Consider the following 15578-nt stretch of genomic DNA (forward strand, 5'->3'; position numbering starts at 1 on the left):
AACATTACGCCTGATGGCCTGAGCTGAAACCGTGTTCGGGCGCGTCACTTCGATCATTTTCCGCGGGGGCCCGCCCGCCGTCCCGGCCCGCGGGGACGGCGAGGGCCCGCCGGGTGGCGGCCAGCACGAGCAGCGCTGCGAGCCCCGCGGCCCCGGCGACCGCAAAGGCGGCCGAGGTGCCGGTGTGCTGGGCCACGGGCCCCGCCACGGCCGTGCCGAGCGCGGAGCCGACACCGAAGGTGGTCACGAGCCAGGAGAACGCCTCCGTGACGGTGCCCTGCGGCGCCTGCCGGTCCACCACGACGAAGGCGCAGGCCAGGGAGGGCGCGAGGAAGACGCCCGAGAGCACGGAGAGCAGCACCATGGCCGCGGTGCCGGGGGTGAGGGCGAGCGGCAGGTAGCAGACCGCGAGGAGCGCCACGACGGCGAGGAGCCTGCGCTCGGGGCTGCCGGTCCAGTCGCGGGCCCCGTAGACGGCGCCGCCCAGCAGGGCGCCGAGGCCGAGGGCGGCCATCAGCCAGCCGTACACGGCGTCGCCGCCCGCGCCGTCCGCGTAGGCGACGCCCGCGACGGTGATCGAACCGAGCGCGGCCCCTATGAAGAGGAAGGCGCCGAGCAGCGCGAGCAGGCCGGGCGAGCGCAGGGCGCCGAGCCAGTGCGCCTCGCGGTCGGCGGAGCGCCAGGCGCGCGAGGGCCCTGAGACGACCACGGAGAGCGCGCCGAGCACGCCGACCGCGTTGATCACGAGCAGCGCCGCGGCCGGGGAGGCGAGCGCCACCAGCGCGGTGACGAGCAGCGGCCCTACGGTGAACATGACCTCCTGGGCCACGGCGTCCAGCGCGTACGCCCGGTGGACGCGGTCCGTCCTGCCGAGCACACCGGGCCACAGGGCGCGCAGCCCGCCCTCCAGGGGCGGTGTGCACAGACCCGCGACGGCGACCGCGGCGAACGCCACCGCGGGCGTCCCGGTGCCCGCGCCGACGAGCAGCACCATGCCGAGGGCCGAGACCACGGCGGCGGGCAGCTGGACGCGCGGCTGGCCGCGCAGGTCGACGGCGCGGCCGAGCAGCGGCTGCCCCACGGCGTTGGCGAGGCCGTAGACGGCGGCCAGGGCGCCCGCGAGGCTGTAGCTGCCGCCGTCCGCCCGGGCGAACAGCACGACGGCGATCGGCGCGGTGGCGTTGGGCAGCCTGCCCACCAGCGTGCCGGTGAGCAGCCGCGCGGCGTGCGGCGCCCGCAGCAGCTCCAGATATCCGGTGGCTCCCACGCCTGTGCCTCCCCGGTCGGGTGGTCCTGGTGAAGTGTTACGTATAACTTCCGGAGGTCATACGTACCATGAGCCCGAGCGCCGGGTCCACCGGCGCACCCGTGAGGAGTTCGGATGAGCCGGCCGGCCACGCGTCCCACCAGCAGGGACGTCGCGCGGACCGCCGGCGTCTCGCAGGCCACGGTCTCCCTGGTGCTGGGCGGCAAGTGGCGCGGCCGGGTCTCCGAGCGGACCGCCGGCCAGGTCCGTGAGGCCGCGGACGCGCTCGGGTACCGGCCGAACCTCGCCGCGCGCAATCTGCGCCTCGGCTCGACGCGGACGGCCCTGCTCGTCGTGCCCGCCCTCACCAGCGAGTTCTTCGCCCGCGTCTACACCGGGGCCGCGAGCGTCGCGGCCGAGCACGGCTTCGGCGTGGTGCTCTACCCCTCCCCCGCCGGGGTGGGCCCCGCGACCAGCCCCTTCGACCCGGGGCGCACGGCACTCGACGGCGTCATCGCCTCCTCGATGGCCGTGGACGCGCCCGCCGCCATCCACGGCAGTCTGCTGCCGCTCGTCATGCTGGACAGCGATCCGTCGGCGCCCGGCGCCGCGGCCGTCGTCAATCTCGCGATCGCGGACGGCATGCGCGGCGTCGCGGCCCATGTGCTGGAGCTCGGCCACCGAGAGCTGCTGCACCTCGGCTCCGCGGTTGTGTCCTGGACCTTCGACGCACGGGCCGAGGCGCTGGCGGGCGCGGTGCGCGGGGCGGGGGCCCGGCTGCGCACGGTGCGGGCCGCGCTGTCCGTGCCGGACGCGCGGGAGGCCGTCACAGCCGCGCTCGCCGGCCCCGGGCCGCGTCCCACGGCGATCGTCTGCGACGACGACGTGCTGGCGGCGGGTGCCTGCAAGGCGCTGCGCCGCCTCGGTCTGCGGGTGCCCGAGGACGTCTCCGTCACCGGCTTCGACGACCTGGCGCTGGCCACGGCCGTGGAGCCCGAGCTGACGACCGTGCGGCTGCCCGCTGAGCGGGTGGGCGAGTGCGGCATGGCGGCGCTGCTCGCGGTCCTCGACGGCCGCGACCCGGCCGCAGGCGAGCTCGGGGTCGAGCTGGTGGTACGGGGGTCCACGGCACCGGCGCCGCGCTGAGCCGGACGCGCCTGTGCCCCGGCCGCGCGGGCGGCCGGGGCACAGGGCTGGGGTACCGCGGCTCAGCCGTCCGAGTCCCCGCCAGGGTCCTCGGGCGGCGCCACCGGGGGCTCGTCGGACGGGGAGTCGGTGGGCTCCGCGGCGGCGCCCTCCGTCTCCAGCAGCCGCGAGAGCTGCGCGCCGACGATCCGCTTGAACTTGCGCTGCTGCGGACGCGTGCGGTCGAGGACCGCCACTTCGAGGCGCTCCGCCGGGATCTCCCGCTCGCCGCCGTTGGTGTCGCGGGAGAGCGCCTGCACCGCGAGTCTGAGGGCCTCCGCGAGCGTCATGCCGTCGCGGTGGCGCTGGTCGAGGTAGGAGCTGATCTGCTCCGAGCTGCCGCCGACCGCGACCGAGCCGTGCTCGTCCACGATCGAGCCGTCGTGCGGGAGCCGGTAGATCTGGTCGCCGTCGGGCGTGGTGCCGACCTCGGCCACCACCAGCTCCACCTCGTACGGCTTCTCGCCGGCGCTGGAGAAGATCGTGCCGAGCGTCTGGGCGTAGACGTTGGCGAGGCCGCGCGCGGTCACGTCGTCGCGGTCGTATGTGTAGCCACGCAGGTCGGCGTAGCGCACACCGCCGATCCTCAGGTTCTCGTACTCGTTGTACTTGCCGGCGGCCGCGAAGCCGATCCGGTCGTAGATCTCGCTGAACTTGTGCAGGGCGCGGGACGGGTTCTCGCCGACGAAGACGATGCCGTCGGCGTACTGGAGCACGACCAGGCTGCGACCGCGGGCGATGCCCTTGCGGGCGTACTCGGCCCGGTCGGCCATGGCCTGCTGGGGTGAGACATAGAACGGCGTCGACACCGGCTATCCGTCCCTTTCTGTCAGTGGCTGATTCACTCGCACGGCGGTGCCGTCACAGGACCGCGGCACGCGGCCCGTCGGGCTCGTCGAGCCGGCGCTCGACGACGGCGCGGGCGATGGCGGAGGACTCGTCGTCGGTGAGCCTGCGGAAGCCGTCCTCCGTGATCACGGTGACGATCGGGTAGATGCGCCGCGCCATGTCCGGGCCGCCGGTCGCCGAGTCGTCGTCGGCCGCGTCGTACAGCGCCTGGACGACCACCGTCGTGGCGTCCTGCTCCGTCAGGTCGTCGCGGTAGAGCTTCTTGAGGGAGCCGCGCGCGAAGACGGACCCCGAGCCGGTCGAGGAGTAGCCGGTCTCCTCGGAGCGCCCGCCGGTGACGTCGTAGGAGAAGATGCGGCCCTTGCCGCGGTCGAGGTCGTACCCCGCGAAGACCGGCACGACCGCGAGGCCCTGCATGGCCATGGCGAGGTTGGACCTGATCATCGTGGAGAGGCGGTTGGCCTTGCCCTCCAGGGACAGCTGGGCGCCCTCGACCTTCTCGAAGTGTTCGAGCTCCAGCTGGAACAGCTTGACCATCTCCACGGCGAGGCCGGCCGTGCCGGCGATGCCCACCGCCGAGTACTCGTCCGCCGGGAAGACCTTCTCGATGTCCCGCTGGGCGATCATGTTGCCCATCGTCGCCCTGCGGTCGCCCGCGAGGACCACGCCGCCGGGGAAGGTCACGGCCACGATCGTCGTGCCGTGCGGCGCCTCGATGGCGCCCTGGAGCGGCGGCGTCGACCGGTTGCCCGGCAGCATCTCCGGCGCGTGGCCGGAGAGGAAGTCCATGAACGAAGAGGATCCGGGAGTCAGGAAGGCAGCAGGTAGTCGCCCGGTGTCACGAGTATTGGCTTCCACGCGTTTCCCTCCAGATATGCGACGGCACAGCGCAAGGGGTCGGGAGCGTGTCCCAACTTGCCGGTGTCCGAATTGCAGTTGAAGCACAGTACGCCACGGACCCTACCCGCCTCGCGGCGGTGATCCACATGCGCTTCCGGAAGAGGCCGCCGAGGAAAGGGGCGCCCCCGAGGACGGGAGCACCCCTTCTCCCCCGTTCAGCCGTGTGACTACTGTCCGCCCTTTTGCACGAAGCTCCGCACGAAGTCCTCGGCGTTCTCCTCGAGCACGTCGTCGATCTCGTCCAGGACGGAGTCCACGTCGTCCGAGAGCTTCTCCTGACGCTCCTTGAGGTCCTCGGAGCCCTGCGCGTCCTGCGTCTGCTCCTCGGTCTCCTCCGTGGTGCGTGCCGCCTTCTGCTGGCCGCCGCCGCTGTCCTTGGTCGCCATATCCCTCACCCCGCTCGGTTCGCCCCGCTCGATGTGGCCTTCAGTGCTCCGGCCTTCGCTGCTCTCAAGATCAGACCCTAACCGCAGGCTCCGGCAAAGGCCCCGTTGTGATGCAACGTCGGGGGCCCACCTCCATGATTCCCTGCGGCGGGCCCTTTCAGCCTCCTCACTGCCCCGAGAGCACCCGGACCAGGTCCTCCGCCGTACGGCAGCGGTCAAGCAGCTCCTTCACGTGGTTGCGTGTACCACGCAGTGGTTCCAGGGTCGGCACCCGCTGGAGCGAGTCCCGCCCCGGCAGGTCGAAGATCACCGAGTCCCACGACGCCGCGGCGACGTCCTCCGCGTACTGGTCGAGGCAGCGGCCGCGGAAGTAGGCCCTGGTGTCCTCGGGCGGGTTCGTCCTGGCCCGCTCGACGTCGTCCTCGGTCAGCAGGCGCTTCATCCTGCCGCGGGCCGCCAGGCGGTTGTACAGCCCCTTGTCGGGCCGTACGTCCGCGTACTGGAGGTCCACGAGGTGGAGCCTCGCGGCGTCCCAGTCGAGCCCGTCCCGACGCCGGTAGCCTTCGAGCAGCTCCCGCTTGGCCACCCAGTCCAGCTCGCCCGCGAGGCTCATCGGGTCGCGCTCCAGGCGGTTGAGCGTGTCCTCCCAGCGGCCCAGCACGTCCCTGGTCTGCTCGTCCGTGTCGTCGCCGTACTTCTCCTCGACGTACTTGCGCGCGAGCTCGAAATACTCCATCTGGAGCTGCACCGCGGTGAGTGTGCGGCCGCTGCGCAGCGTCACGAGGTGCTTGAGCGTCGGGTCGTGGGAGACCTGGTGCAGGGTGCGCACGGGCTGGTCCACGGCGAGGTCGACGTTGATGAAGCCGTCCTCGATCATGGCGAGCACCAGCGACGTCGTGCCGAGCTTCAGGTAGGTCGAGATCTCGGAGAGGTTGGCGTCGCCAATGATCACGTGGAGGCGGCGGTACTTCTCCGCGTCCGAGTGCGGCTCGTCGCGCGTGTTGATGATGGGCCGCTTGAGTGTGGTCTCCAGGCCCACCTCGACCTCGAAGTAGTCGGCGCGCTGGCTCAGCTGGAAGCCGTGGTCGCGGCCGTCCTGGCCGACGCCGACGCGGCCGGCGCCCGTGACGACCTGGCGGGAGACGAAGAACGGCGTCAGGTGGCGCACGATGTCCGAGAACGCCGTCGACCGCCGCATCAGGTAGTTCTCGTGGGTGCCGTAGGAGGCGCCCTTGTTGTCGGTGTTGTTCTTGTACAGGTGGATGGGCTGTGCGCCGGGCAGCTGGGCCGCGCGCTCGGCGGCCTCCGCCATGATGCGCTCGCCCGCCTTGTCCCACAGCACGGCGTCGCGCGGGTTGGTGATCTCCGGCGAGCTGTACTCCGGGTGCGCGTGGTCGACGTAGAGGCGCGCGCCGTTGGTCAGGATGACGTTGGCGAGGCCGATGTCCTCGTCCGTGAGCTGGGTGGAGTCCGCGGTCTCCCGCGCGAGGTCGAAGCCGCGGGCGTCCCGCAGGGGGTTCTCCTCCTCGAAGTCCCACCGCGCGCGCCGCGCCCTGTGCATCGCCGCCGCGTAGGCGTTGACGATCTGGGACGAGGTGAGCATGGCATTGGCGTTCGGGTGACCGGGCACGGAGATCCCGTACTCCGTCTCGATGCCCATTACTCGCCGTACGGTCATGCGGCCCTCCTTGCCCGGCGGCGCCCCTCGGGGACGCGGCGCGCTCCATCATCGAGCCTAGAACGCCGTGGCGCCCGCGGGGAGATCATTCAACACGTCGGCCTGCTGCGATGGTACGTCTGGGTAAAGCAACCGGCTGCGGACACCCGGTGGGGGCGTCCGCAGCCGGTCGGCGGCTTACAGGTACTGACCGGTATTCGCCACCGTGTCGATGGACCGTCCGGTGTCGGCGCCCTGCTTCCCGGTGACGAGGGTGCGGATGTAGACGATCCGCTCGCCCTTCTTGCCGGAGATGCGGGCCCAGTCGTCCGGGTTGGTGGTGTTCGGCAGGTCCTCGTTCTCCTTGAACTCGTCCACGCACGCCTGCAGGAGGTGGGAGACGCGGATGCCCTTCTGGTCGTGGTCGAGGAAGTCCTTGATGGCCATCTTCTTGGCCCGGCCGACGATGTTCTCGATCATCGCGCCGGAGTTGAAGTCCTTGAAGTACAGGACTTCCTTGTCGCCGTTTGCGTACGTCACCTCAAGGAAGCGGTTCTCGTCGGACTCGGCGTACATCTGCTCCACGACGGTCTGGATCATCGCGTGGACCGCCTGGTCGGGCGAGTCGCGGTGCTCCGCGAGGTCGTCCGCGTGCAGCGGCAGGGAGGCGGTGAGGTACTTGGCGAAGATGTCCTTGGCGGAGTCCGCGTCGGGACGCTCGATCTTGATCTTCACGTCGAGGCGCCCGGGGCGCAGGATCGCCGGGTCGATCATGTCCTCGCGGTTGGAGGCGCCGATGACGATGACGTTCTCCAGGCCCTCCACACCGTCGATCTCGGCGAGCAGCTGCGGGACGATGGTGTTCTCCACGTCCGAGCTGACACCGGAACCGCGGGTGCGGAAGAGGGATTCCATCTCGTCGAAGAAGACGATGACGGGCGTGCCCTCGCTCGCCTTCTCCCGGGCGCGCTGGAAGACCAGGCGGATGTGCCGCTCGGTCTCGCCGACGTACTTGTTCAGGAGCTCGGGGCCCTTGATGTTCAGGAAATAGCTCTTGCCGGTGGGCCTGCCCGTCACCTCGCCGACCTTCTTGGCGAGCGAGTTGGCCACGGCCTTGGCGATGAGCGTCTTGCCGCATCCGGGCGGGCCGTAGAGCAGGATGCCCTTCGGCGGCCTGAGCTCGTGCTCCTTGAAGAGGTCCGGGTAGAGGTAGGGGAGTTCGACGGCGTCGCGGATCAGCTCGATCTGACCGCCGAGACCGCCGATCTTGGTGTAGTCGACGTCGGGGACCTCTTCGAGGACGAGCTCCTCGACCTCGCTCTTGGGCACGACCTCGTAGACGTATCCGGAGCGGGGTTCGAGCAGCAGGGCGTCGCCCGGCCTGATGGTGAGGTCCATCAGGGGCTCGGCGAGCCGCACCACGCGCTCCTCGTCGGTGTGTCCGATCACCAGGGCGCGCTCGCCGTCCTCAAGGACCTCCTTGAGGGTGACGATGTCGCCCGCGCGCTCGAACTCCATGGCCTCGACCACGTTGAGCGCCTCGTTGAGCATGACCTCCTGGCCGCGCCTGAGCTGGTCGAGCTCGATGCTGGGGCTGACGTTCACCCGGAGCTTGCGGCCGCCGGTGAAGATGTCGGCCGTCTCGTCCTCATTGGCCTGAAGGAAGACACCGAAGCCGGCGGGCGGCTGCGCGAGCCGGTCGACCTCTTCCTTGAGGGCCACGATCTGATCGCGCGCCTCACGCAGCGTGTTCGCGAGACGTTCGTTCTGCGCGGACACGCCCGCCAGGTTCGTCTGGAGCTCGACGATCCGCTCTTCGAGAATTCTCGTGTGCCGCGGAGAGTCGGCGAGCTTGCGGCGCAGGACGGCGATTTCCTGCTCAAGATAGGCGACCTGGCCCGCGGGGTCCTCGGACCCCCGCCCGGGCCGGATGCCGCGGTTGATGTCGTCGTCGTGGGCTGCCACGGTCCTCACCTCCTCCAAGGGGAGCTGGACGCTTCCTGACCCTACCTGGGTGGGTGATGATTGAAACCCCTAGATCACAAAGACGTAAGGGCTCCGTCCGATCTTCACCCTTGCGCTCTCCCTCCCGCCAGGCAAATACCCACCCAGCAACATCGGAAAGCGGCCGGTTGTATCGTCGAGTTGTTCAACACCCGTCATGGCTGGCGCGACTTGTCCCCCAGGGTTGCACGCAGGACCGGCCCGGCGCAGAAAACGGCAGGAGACATCACCGTGCAGCAGGACACCCCGACCGACGACCTGGCGGCCCACGGACCGCTGGAGGTCTGGATCGATCAGGATCTGTGCACGGGGGACGGCATCTGCGCGCAGTACGCGCGCGAGGTCTTCGAGCTGGACATCGACGGCCTGGCCTATGTCAAGAGCGAGGACGACGAGCTGCTCCAGGAGCCCGGGGCCGCCACCCGGGTGCCCCTGCCGCTGCTGCGCGAGGTGGTGGACTCCGCCAGGGAGTGCCCCGGCGAGTGCATCCATGTGCGCCGGGTGTCGGACCGCACCGAGGTCGTGGGCCCGGACGCGGAGTGAGCGCCGCGGCTGCCCCGCGGTGACGGGCCGGCGGCGGCCGTACGCCCGCGGCTCCCCCGCCCCGGGTGACCGGAAATCGACCTTCGGGGCGAGCGGCGGTTTTCAGACGCTCTTGTTGTCGCCCTGTTCGCTGCGGACGAACGCTCCGCCCCGCCAGGCCCAGGAGACCTTCTCCTGCACGTCGGGACAGCAGGTCGGCACGTTCTGGCTGGAATAGCCGAGCAGTGTCGCGTAGACGGCGCCGTGGCGCACCGTGAGCCCCTTTCCCACCGTCTCGCGCGCGGCCACGCCCAGCAGGGTGGCGACCACGCGCGGCTTTCCCGAGCGGTCCCGGTTGAGCACGTAGACGGCGTTCGGCGGGGCGCCGGTGCCCGAGTCGCAGCGGACGGCGGCGACCGTCTCCGGGTTGCCGTCGCCGTCGAGGTCGCCGCTGGCCTTCGCGGTGACGACGGAGCCGACGGAGCCGCACTCCAGGGGGAAGGGGAAAGCGGCGGCGTCCGGAGCGGGCAGGTGGGCCGCTCTCGGCGGGGCGGAGCTGCTGATCGAGGGCCCGGCCCCGGCCGTCGGCGACGCCGTGGCGCCGCCCGGCTGGAGCAGGCCCGCCAGCGCGACGACACCGGCCATCGCGGTCGCCGTGGCGACCCAGTGGAGTGGAGCCGGCCGGTTGTGCGCGAGGTCCGGAAGCTCGGAGAGCTGCACGCCGAGTGTCTCCTGTTGCGGTGGTGCTGGAGAAACCAACTGTGGGCGGGAGACAGCATCGTGCCACACGTCACACGCGGCCGGAACGGTGGGGGCGGTACGTCGGCGCCCGTGGGGCGCCCGCGCCGCCGGCCAACATGGGAGCGCCGCCGCCCCGTTGCGCACGGGGCGCGTGAACGGTGCGGCGGCGGCAGGCGGTTGCCCGCGGGCCCGGCCGGCGGTGGAGAGCCCGTACGGGCCCGGACTCAGCGGGAGCCGCTGCCCGGGCCCTCGTAGTCCTCGCCGTAGGCGCCCTTCGCGGGCCTGCGGCGGCGCAGCGGCGGCTCCACACCGTCGGCGAGGCGGCGGGCGGTGACCAGGAAGCCCGTGTGGCCGATCATGCGGTGGTCGGGGCGTACGGCGAGGCCCTCGACGTGCCAGTTGCGGATCATGGACTCCCACGCGGCGGGCTCGTTGAAGGTCCCGAACTCGCGGATGGTCTCCACGGTGCGGGCGAGCTGCGTGGTGGTGGCCACGTACGCGATGAGGATGCCACCGGGCACGAGCGCCTTGGAGACGGCCTCCACGCACTCCCAGGGAGCGAGCATGTCCAGGATGACCCGGTCGACGTCGGTGTCCGAGAGGTTGTCCTGGAGGTCGCCCACGGTCAGCTCCCAGGCGGGGTGCGGCCCGCCGAAGTAGCGCTCGACGTTGCCCCGCGCGATGTCCGCGAAGTCCTGCCTGCGCTCGTAGGAGTGCAGCATGCCCTCGTCGCCGATGACCCGCAGCAGGAAGCTGCTGAGGGAGCCGGACCCCACGCCCGCCTCGACGACGCGCGCGCCGGGGAAGATGTCGCCGAAGGCGAGGATCTGGCCCGCGTCCTTCGGGTAGACCACGGCGGCGCCGCGGGGCATGGACAGGACGTAGTCGGGGAGCAGGGGGCGCAGCGCGAGGTAGGCGACGTTTCCCGTGGTTCGGACAACACTGCCCTCGGGAGCACCGATCAGCTCGTCGTGCGGGAAGGACCCCTTGTGGGTGTGGAAGTTCTTCCCTGCTTCGAGCGTGAAGGTGTAGTGGCGTCCCTTGGGGTCGGTGAGCTGGACCTGGTCCCCGACCTTGAAGGGCCCGCGACGGCGGGCGGCACCGGTCGGTTCGGACATGGCCCCAGCCTATCCGGTCCCCGCGGCCCCTCTGGCCGGCGGTCGCGGGGGGCCTACTGGGGGCGGGCCATCGCGGCGACGAACGCCTTCTCGACGTCGGCCGTGGAGAGGACCCCGTAGATCGAGCCGGTCTCCTCTACGACCAGGTACTCGGTGGCCGGGTTGGCGCGCAGCCGTTCGAGCAGCACCTCGCCGCCGAGTTCCGCGGGCACGGTCATGCCCTCGGTGAGGTCCTGGGTGAGCGTGCTGACCGCGACCCAGGGGCGCCGGTGCTGCGGCACCCCGACGATGGACGTCTCGCGGACGATGCCGGTCGGGTCGCCCTGGCCGTCCACCACGACGAGGGCGCGCGCGCCGACCTCGTTGGCCCTGCGCAGCGCCTCGGAGAGCGGGGTGTGGGACTCGACGGGCACGGCACGCCGGGTCAGCGTGCGGGCCTGGAGCTGCGGCAGGTGCTCGCGCAGCCGCGCCATGCGCAGGCTGTTGCCCGCGCCCGTCCAGATGATCGCGGCGAGGACCGCCGCGATCAGCGCGTCGGTGACGGTCTCCACGCCGTCGATGCCGCCGTCGCCGCGCAGGCCGCCGCGGCCGAACAGCGGCAGGCCGATGAGGACGACGAGGACGGCGACGGCGAGGGCCCGGCCGACCCAGACGGCGGCGACGGTGCCGCTCATCGGCTTGCCGGTGATCTTCCAGACCACGGCGCGGAGCATGCGGCCGCCGTCCAGCGGGAGGCCGGGCAGGAAGTTGAAGACCGCGACGATCAGGTTGGAGACCATCAGGCCCGCGAGCAGCACCCCGGGGACGGAGCCGGCGTCGACGACGTACATCGCGCCGTAGAAGATCCCGGAGAGCACGAGCGAAAGGAGCGGCCCGACGAAGGCGAGGACGAACTCGCGGCCCGGCGTCTCGGACTCCTTCTCGATCTCGGAGACGCCGCCGAAGAACTGGAGCTGAATGCGGCGGACCGGCAGGTTGAAGCGGAGGGCGGCGACGGTGTGCGCGAGCTCGTGCACGAAGACGGAGGCGTAGAAGGCGACCGCGAAGAACAGCGCCACCAGATAGCGCGCGTTACCGATGTCCGGGAGGATGCCGCCGAGCTGGCCGCCGAAGATCCAGGTGATGAGCGCGGCGACCAGGAACCAGCTGGGGCCCACGTAGACGGGCACGCCGAAGGGGCGGCCGACCAGGATGCCGCCTCCGGGGTCGGCGGGGCGCACGGGCTTGCCTCCCGGGTGGGGGGTGCCGTCGCGGCCCCGAGCCCCGCCCGCGCCGCGCTCGCCCGACTCGTCGTCCTTCACGGGTTTCACGGGTTCCGGGGTTCCTTCCTTCGTCGCCCTGTCGTCTGCTTGATCATGCAGTGCGAAAGGCCCTGTAGTCGATGGTATGCGGATCGCTGTCCTTGGTGGGCCTTAGGGTCTGCGTCATGACCACGAGCGTGCCCCCTGTCTCGCTGTCGCCCTCGCGGGCGAACGACTTCATGCAGTGCCCCCTGCTCTACCGGTTCCGGGTGATCGACAAGCTGCCGGAGAAGCCGAGCGAGGCGGCTACCCGCGGCACGCTGGTGCACGCCGTGCTGGAGCGCCTCTTCGACGCCCCCGCCGTGGAGCGCACCGCGCCCCGGGCGAAGGCGATGGTGCCCCACCAGTGGGACAGGCTGCGCGCGGCGCGCCCCGAGCTGACGGAGCTGTTCGCGGACGACGCGGCGGGCGAGCGGCTCGCGCGCTGGCTCGGCGAGGCCGAGTCGCTGGTGGAGCGGTGGTTCGAGCTGGAGGATCCGACGCGGCTCGAACCCGCGGAGCGCGAGATGTTCGTCGAGACGGAGCTGGACTCGGGGCTGCGGCTGCGCGGTGTGATCGACCGGGTCGACGTGGCGCCGACGGGCGAGGTCAGGATCGTCGACTACAAGACGGGCAAGGCGCCCCGCCCCCAGTACGCGGAGAGCGCGCACTTCCAGATGGCGTTCTACGCGCTGGTGGTCTCGCGACTCAAGGGCGTCGTGCCGCGCCGCCTCCAGCTGGTCTACCTGGGCAGCGGGGACGTGCTGACGTACGACCCGGTGCCCGCTGACCTGGAACGGGTGGAGCGCAAGCTGCTCGCTCTGTGGGACGCGATCAGGCGGGCCGTGGAGACGGGCGACTTCCCGCCACGCCCCACGAAGCTCTGCGGCTGGTGCGACCACCAGGCGCTCTGTCCCGAATTCGGCGGCACTCCCCCGGTCTATCCGCTGACGGCCGGCTAGCGGACGGGCAGGGCAGAATGGCCGTGGTCCGTGGAGAGGGGTTCTTGTGAGTGTCGGCACCGTCCGTGTCCTGCTGGTCGACGACCAGCCGCTGCTGCGCACCGGTTTCCGGATGATCCTGGAGGCGGAGCAGGACGTCGCGGTGGTCGGGGAGGCGGGTGACGGGCTCCAGGCCATCGAGCAGGTGCGGGCGCTCCAGCCCGACGTGGTGCTGATGGACATCAGGATGCCCAGGATGGACGGCGTCGAGGCGACCCGGCAGATCACCGGGCCCGGCCGGGACGGCCCCGCCAAGGTGCTGGTGCTGACCACGTTCGACCTGGACGAGTACGTGGTGGAGGCGCTGCGCGCGGGCGCGAGCGGCTTCCTCCTGAAGGACGCGCCGGCCGTGGAGCTGGTGCAGGCGATCCGGGTGGTGGCCGCGGGCGAGGCGATGCTGGCGCCGAGCATCACCCGGCGGCTGCTCGACAAGTACGCGGACCATCTGCCGTCGGGCGAGGAGCCCGTACCCGACATGCTGAACACGCTGACGGAGCGTGAGGTCGAGGTGCTGAAGCTGGTGGCGCGCGGCCTGTCGAACGCGGAGATCGCCGCCGACCTGTTCGTCAGCGAGACGACGGTGAAGACGCATGTGGGCCATGTGCTGACCAAGCTGGGCCTGCGGGACCGGGTGCAGGCCGCGGTCTACGCGTACGAGAGCGGGCTGGTGCGCCCCGGCGCGCAGTAGCGGCGACGGTGCGCGGCCCGGTCCGGTGCCCCGGGGCGCGCGGGAGCCCCGGACCGGCGGCGCGGGTCCGGGGCTCTGGCGCGCGGCGTGCGGCTCAGTCGTCCGAGGTGCCCTTGGCGAGCTCCCAGAGGTAGTAGTTGGTCGACGCGTCGACCGCCCACTCCACACCGGTGACGTCGGTGTGGGCCGCGACGTACTGCTTGCCCTGCCACAGCGGCAGGATCGGCACGTCGCTCGCGACCTGGTCCTGGATCTCGCCGAAGGTGCCGGACGCGGCGCCGCGGTTGGCCACCCGCCGCGAGTCCGGGATCAGCTGGTTGCGGATCAGCGGGTTGTCGTACGGGCTGTTGAGGAAGTTGTCCTTGTCGAGGAACGGCGCCGTGAAGTTGTCCGGGTCCGGGAAGTCGGGGAACCAGCCCATGCCGTAGATGGTGTAGTCACCCTTGGTCTGATCGGGCCGGAAGGTGTCCCAGGGGATGCCCTTGATGGTGACGTCGAACAGCTTGCTGTCGTTGAACTGGCTCTGGAGGACCTGGAACTCCTTGGCGGTGGCGGCGCCGTAGTGGTCCGTCGTGTAGTCCAGCGTCAGCTTGACCGGGGTGTGGATCCCGGCCTTCTGGAGCGCGTCGGCCGCCTTCTGCACCGACGGCTGCCCGCCGTACTGGTTGAAGAACGAGTTGGTGTGTCCTGTGATGCCGGACGGTATGAGCGAGTAGAGCGGCGTGGCCGTTGTCCCGTAGACCTTGCTGACCAGGGCGTCCCGGTCCACCACGTACGCCATGGCCTGCCGTACGGCCTTCTCCTTCACGACCGGCGCCGCGGTGTCGAAGCCGAGGTAGCGGATTTCGAGGCCCGGCATCTCGGTGAGGTTGACGTCCTTGGGCGTGTGGTCGGTCAGCGACTTGATCTGGTCGGGCGACATGCGCAGCATCACGTCGACGTCGTTCTTGTCGAACGCGGCGCCCATGGCGCTCGCGCTCGTGTAGTTGCGCATCTCGACCTTGTCGTTCTGGACCTTCAGATCCCCCTTGTACGTGGGGTTCTTGGTGAAGGTGGCCCCGACGAGGGTGTTGTTCTTGACCTTCGCCTTGAAGGTGTACGGGCCCGAGCCGTCGATCTCGAAGCCGTCGCGCAGCTTCCTCGGCGCGTACTGCTTGGGGTTCACGATGCCCGCGGCGGGGGTGGCGAGCTTGTACGGGAACGTGGCGTCGGACGACTTGAGGTGGAAGACCACGTCGTGGCCCTCGGTGTCGATCGAGCCGATGTTGGTCAGCAGGCCGTAGGCGCTGTTGGGGTCGTGGATGGTGACGACCCGCTGGATGGAGTACTTCACGTCGTTCGCCGTGACCGGGTCACCGTTGGCGAACTTCAGGCCCGTGCGCAGCGTGCAGCGGTACGTGGTGCTCGCGTGGTCGGTGAACAGGCAGCGGCTGGCGGCCTCGGGGACCGGCTCGCCGCCGCCGCGCGGCACGTGGGTCAGCGTCTGGATGGTCTGCCGGAGGATGTTCCAGGCCGCCGTGTCGTACGTGTACGCGGGGTCGAACGGCGCGGGGGCCGTCTTCGTCGCGCCGAACTGGTCGGTGGTGCCCACGACGATCGCACTGCCGCCGTCGGAACCGCTGTCAGCGGCGCCGCAGCCTGCCATGACGGGTGCGAACATGCCGACGACCGCCGTCAGCACGAGGGTTGTGCGCTTCATCGTGGGCTAACTCCTTGTGGGGGAAACCTGGACGCGGCGGTCGACAACGCGCCATGACGCCCTACGCGCGGCACCAGTCGCGGCGTCGGCGTACTGGCTCCGACATTAGCTCCCGCGCGACCAGGTCCCCGAACGGGCTTCCAGGAGCGGGCTTCCGCTCCGTGATGGCCCTTAACGGCCTGTACATGGTGGGGAGTCGCATGTTTCGTACACCCCTTCACCAACCGGGACACATGGGCGTAACGAACCGGGCGGTCGGCGTGGCGCGGTCCCGGAGGACCGCGGGCGCGGGCGCCACGGGG

At 70.9% G+C, this 15578-nt stretch carries 14 protein-coding genes and 1 pseudogene; 4 read left to right on the plus strand and 11 right to left on the minus strand.

The genetic code is table 11. The features are described from left to right. Positions 1-4: 4 nt before the first annotated feature. Positions 5-1267, minus strand: a complete 1263-nt coding sequence (locus tag ABEA77_RS13775; RefSeq protein WP_345646052.1) for an MFS transporter — start codon at positions 1265-1267, stop codon at positions 5-7. A gap of 114 nt (positions 1268-1381) precedes the next feature. On the opposite strand from ABEA77_RS13775, the gene ABEA77_RS13780 reads away from it, so the two are divergent. After that, positions 1382-2392: a LacI family DNA-binding transcriptional regulator gene (locus tag ABEA77_RS13780; RefSeq protein ID WP_345646054.1), complete on the plus strand. Its 1011-nt coding sequence runs from the start codon at positions 1382-1384 to the stop codon at positions 2390-2392. Between the two features lie 62 nt (positions 2393-2454). On the opposite strand, the gene prcA is transcribed toward ABEA77_RS13780, so the two are convergent. The 6 genes and pseudogenes from prcA to arc form a co-directional block, all read right to left on the minus strand. Further along, positions 2455-3240 carry a proteasome subunit alpha gene (gene prcA, locus ABEA77_RS13785; protein ID WP_345646057.1) on the minus strand — a complete coding sequence of 262 codons (786 nt, stop codon included), beginning with the start codon at positions 3238-3240 and terminating at the stop codon, positions 2455-2457. 52 nt (positions 3241-3292) lie between these two features. Further along, complete coding sequence (gene prcB, locus ABEA77_RS13790; protein WP_345646060.1) at positions 3293-4138, minus strand: proteasome subunit beta; 846 nt, start codon at positions 4136-4138, stop codon at positions 3293-3295. After that, positions 4090-4269, minus strand: a pseudogene (locus ABEA77_RS13795) (endonuclease domain-containing protein); the annotation flags it as partial. The gene prcB and the pseudogene ABEA77_RS13795, both read right to left, overlap by 49 nt. A gap of 78 nt (positions 4270-4347) precedes the next feature. After that, entirely contained in the window at positions 4348-4566 is a 219-nt protein-coding gene (locus tag ABEA77_RS13800; RefSeq protein WP_345646066.1) for a ubiquitin-like protein Pup, read from the minus strand. 166 nt (positions 4567-4732) lie between these two features. Further along, complete coding sequence (gene dop / locus ABEA77_RS13805) at positions 4733-6244, minus strand: depupylase/deamidase Dop (RefSeq protein WP_345646068.1); 1512 nt, start codon at positions 6242-6244, stop codon at positions 4733-4735. Between the two features lie 177 nt (positions 6245-6421). Beyond that, positions 6422-8188 (minus strand): proteasome ATPase, encoded by a 1767-nt coding sequence (arc, locus tag ABEA77_RS13810; RefSeq protein ID WP_345646070.1) that lies wholly within the window; start codon positions 8186-8188, stop codon positions 6422-6424. Positions 8189-8452: 264 nt separating this feature from the next. Between arc and ABEA77_RS13815 the strand changes: the two genes are divergently transcribed. After that, the gene (locus tag ABEA77_RS13815; RefSeq protein ID WP_345646138.1) at positions 8453-8770 is read left to right on the plus strand and encodes a ferredoxin; all 318 of its coding nucleotides are present in this window, start codon (positions 8453-8455) and stop codon (positions 8768-8770) included. Between the two features lie 102 nt (positions 8771-8872). On the opposite strand, the gene ABEA77_RS13820 is transcribed toward ABEA77_RS13815, so the two are convergent. From ABEA77_RS13820 to ABEA77_RS13830, 3 genes are all read right to left on the minus strand, one after another. Further along, complete coding sequence (locus tag ABEA77_RS13820) at positions 8873-9469, minus strand: hypothetical protein (RefSeq protein ID WP_345646072.1); 597 nt, start codon at positions 9467-9469, stop codon at positions 8873-8875. Between the two features lie 245 nt (positions 9470-9714). After that, the gene (locus ABEA77_RS13825; protein ID WP_345646075.1) at positions 9715-10608 is read right to left on the minus strand and encodes a tRNA (adenine-N1)-methyltransferase; all 894 of its coding nucleotides are present in this window, start codon (positions 10606-10608) and stop codon (positions 9715-9717) included. A gap of 53 nt (positions 10609-10661) precedes the next feature. Then, complete coding sequence (locus ABEA77_RS13830; protein WP_425588275.1) at positions 10662-11918, minus strand: site-2 protease family protein; 1257 nt, start codon at positions 11916-11918, stop codon at positions 10662-10664. 116 nt (positions 11919-12034) lie between these two features. On the opposite strand from ABEA77_RS13830, the gene ABEA77_RS13835 reads away from it, so the two are divergent. Together ABEA77_RS13835 and ABEA77_RS13840 are read left to right on the plus strand one after the other, a co-directional pair. Next, positions 12035-12850, plus strand: coding sequence for a RecB family exonuclease (locus ABEA77_RS13835; RefSeq protein ID WP_345646078.1), 816 nt, complete (start codon positions 12035-12037; stop codon positions 12848-12850). A 46-nt stretch (positions 12851-12896) separates the two neighbouring features. After that, positions 12897-13577 (plus strand): response regulator, encoded by a 681-nt coding sequence (locus tag ABEA77_RS13840; RefSeq protein ID WP_345646080.1) that lies wholly within the window; start codon positions 12897-12899, stop codon positions 13575-13577. A gap of 94 nt (positions 13578-13671) precedes the next feature. Here the strand turns inward: ABEA77_RS13840 and ABEA77_RS13845 are convergent, their stop codons facing one another. Then, positions 13672-15276: an ABC transporter substrate-binding protein gene (locus tag ABEA77_RS13845; protein WP_345646083.1), complete on the minus strand. Its 1605-nt coding sequence runs from the start codon at positions 15274-15276 to the stop codon at positions 13672-13674. Between the last annotated feature and the right edge of the window lie 302 nt (positions 15277-15578).

Source organism: Streptomyces tremellae (genome assembly GCF_039540215.1).
In the GTDB taxonomy this organism is placed as follows: domain Bacteria; phylum Actinomycetota; class Actinomycetes; order Streptomycetales; family Streptomycetaceae; genus Streptomyces; species Streptomyces tremellae.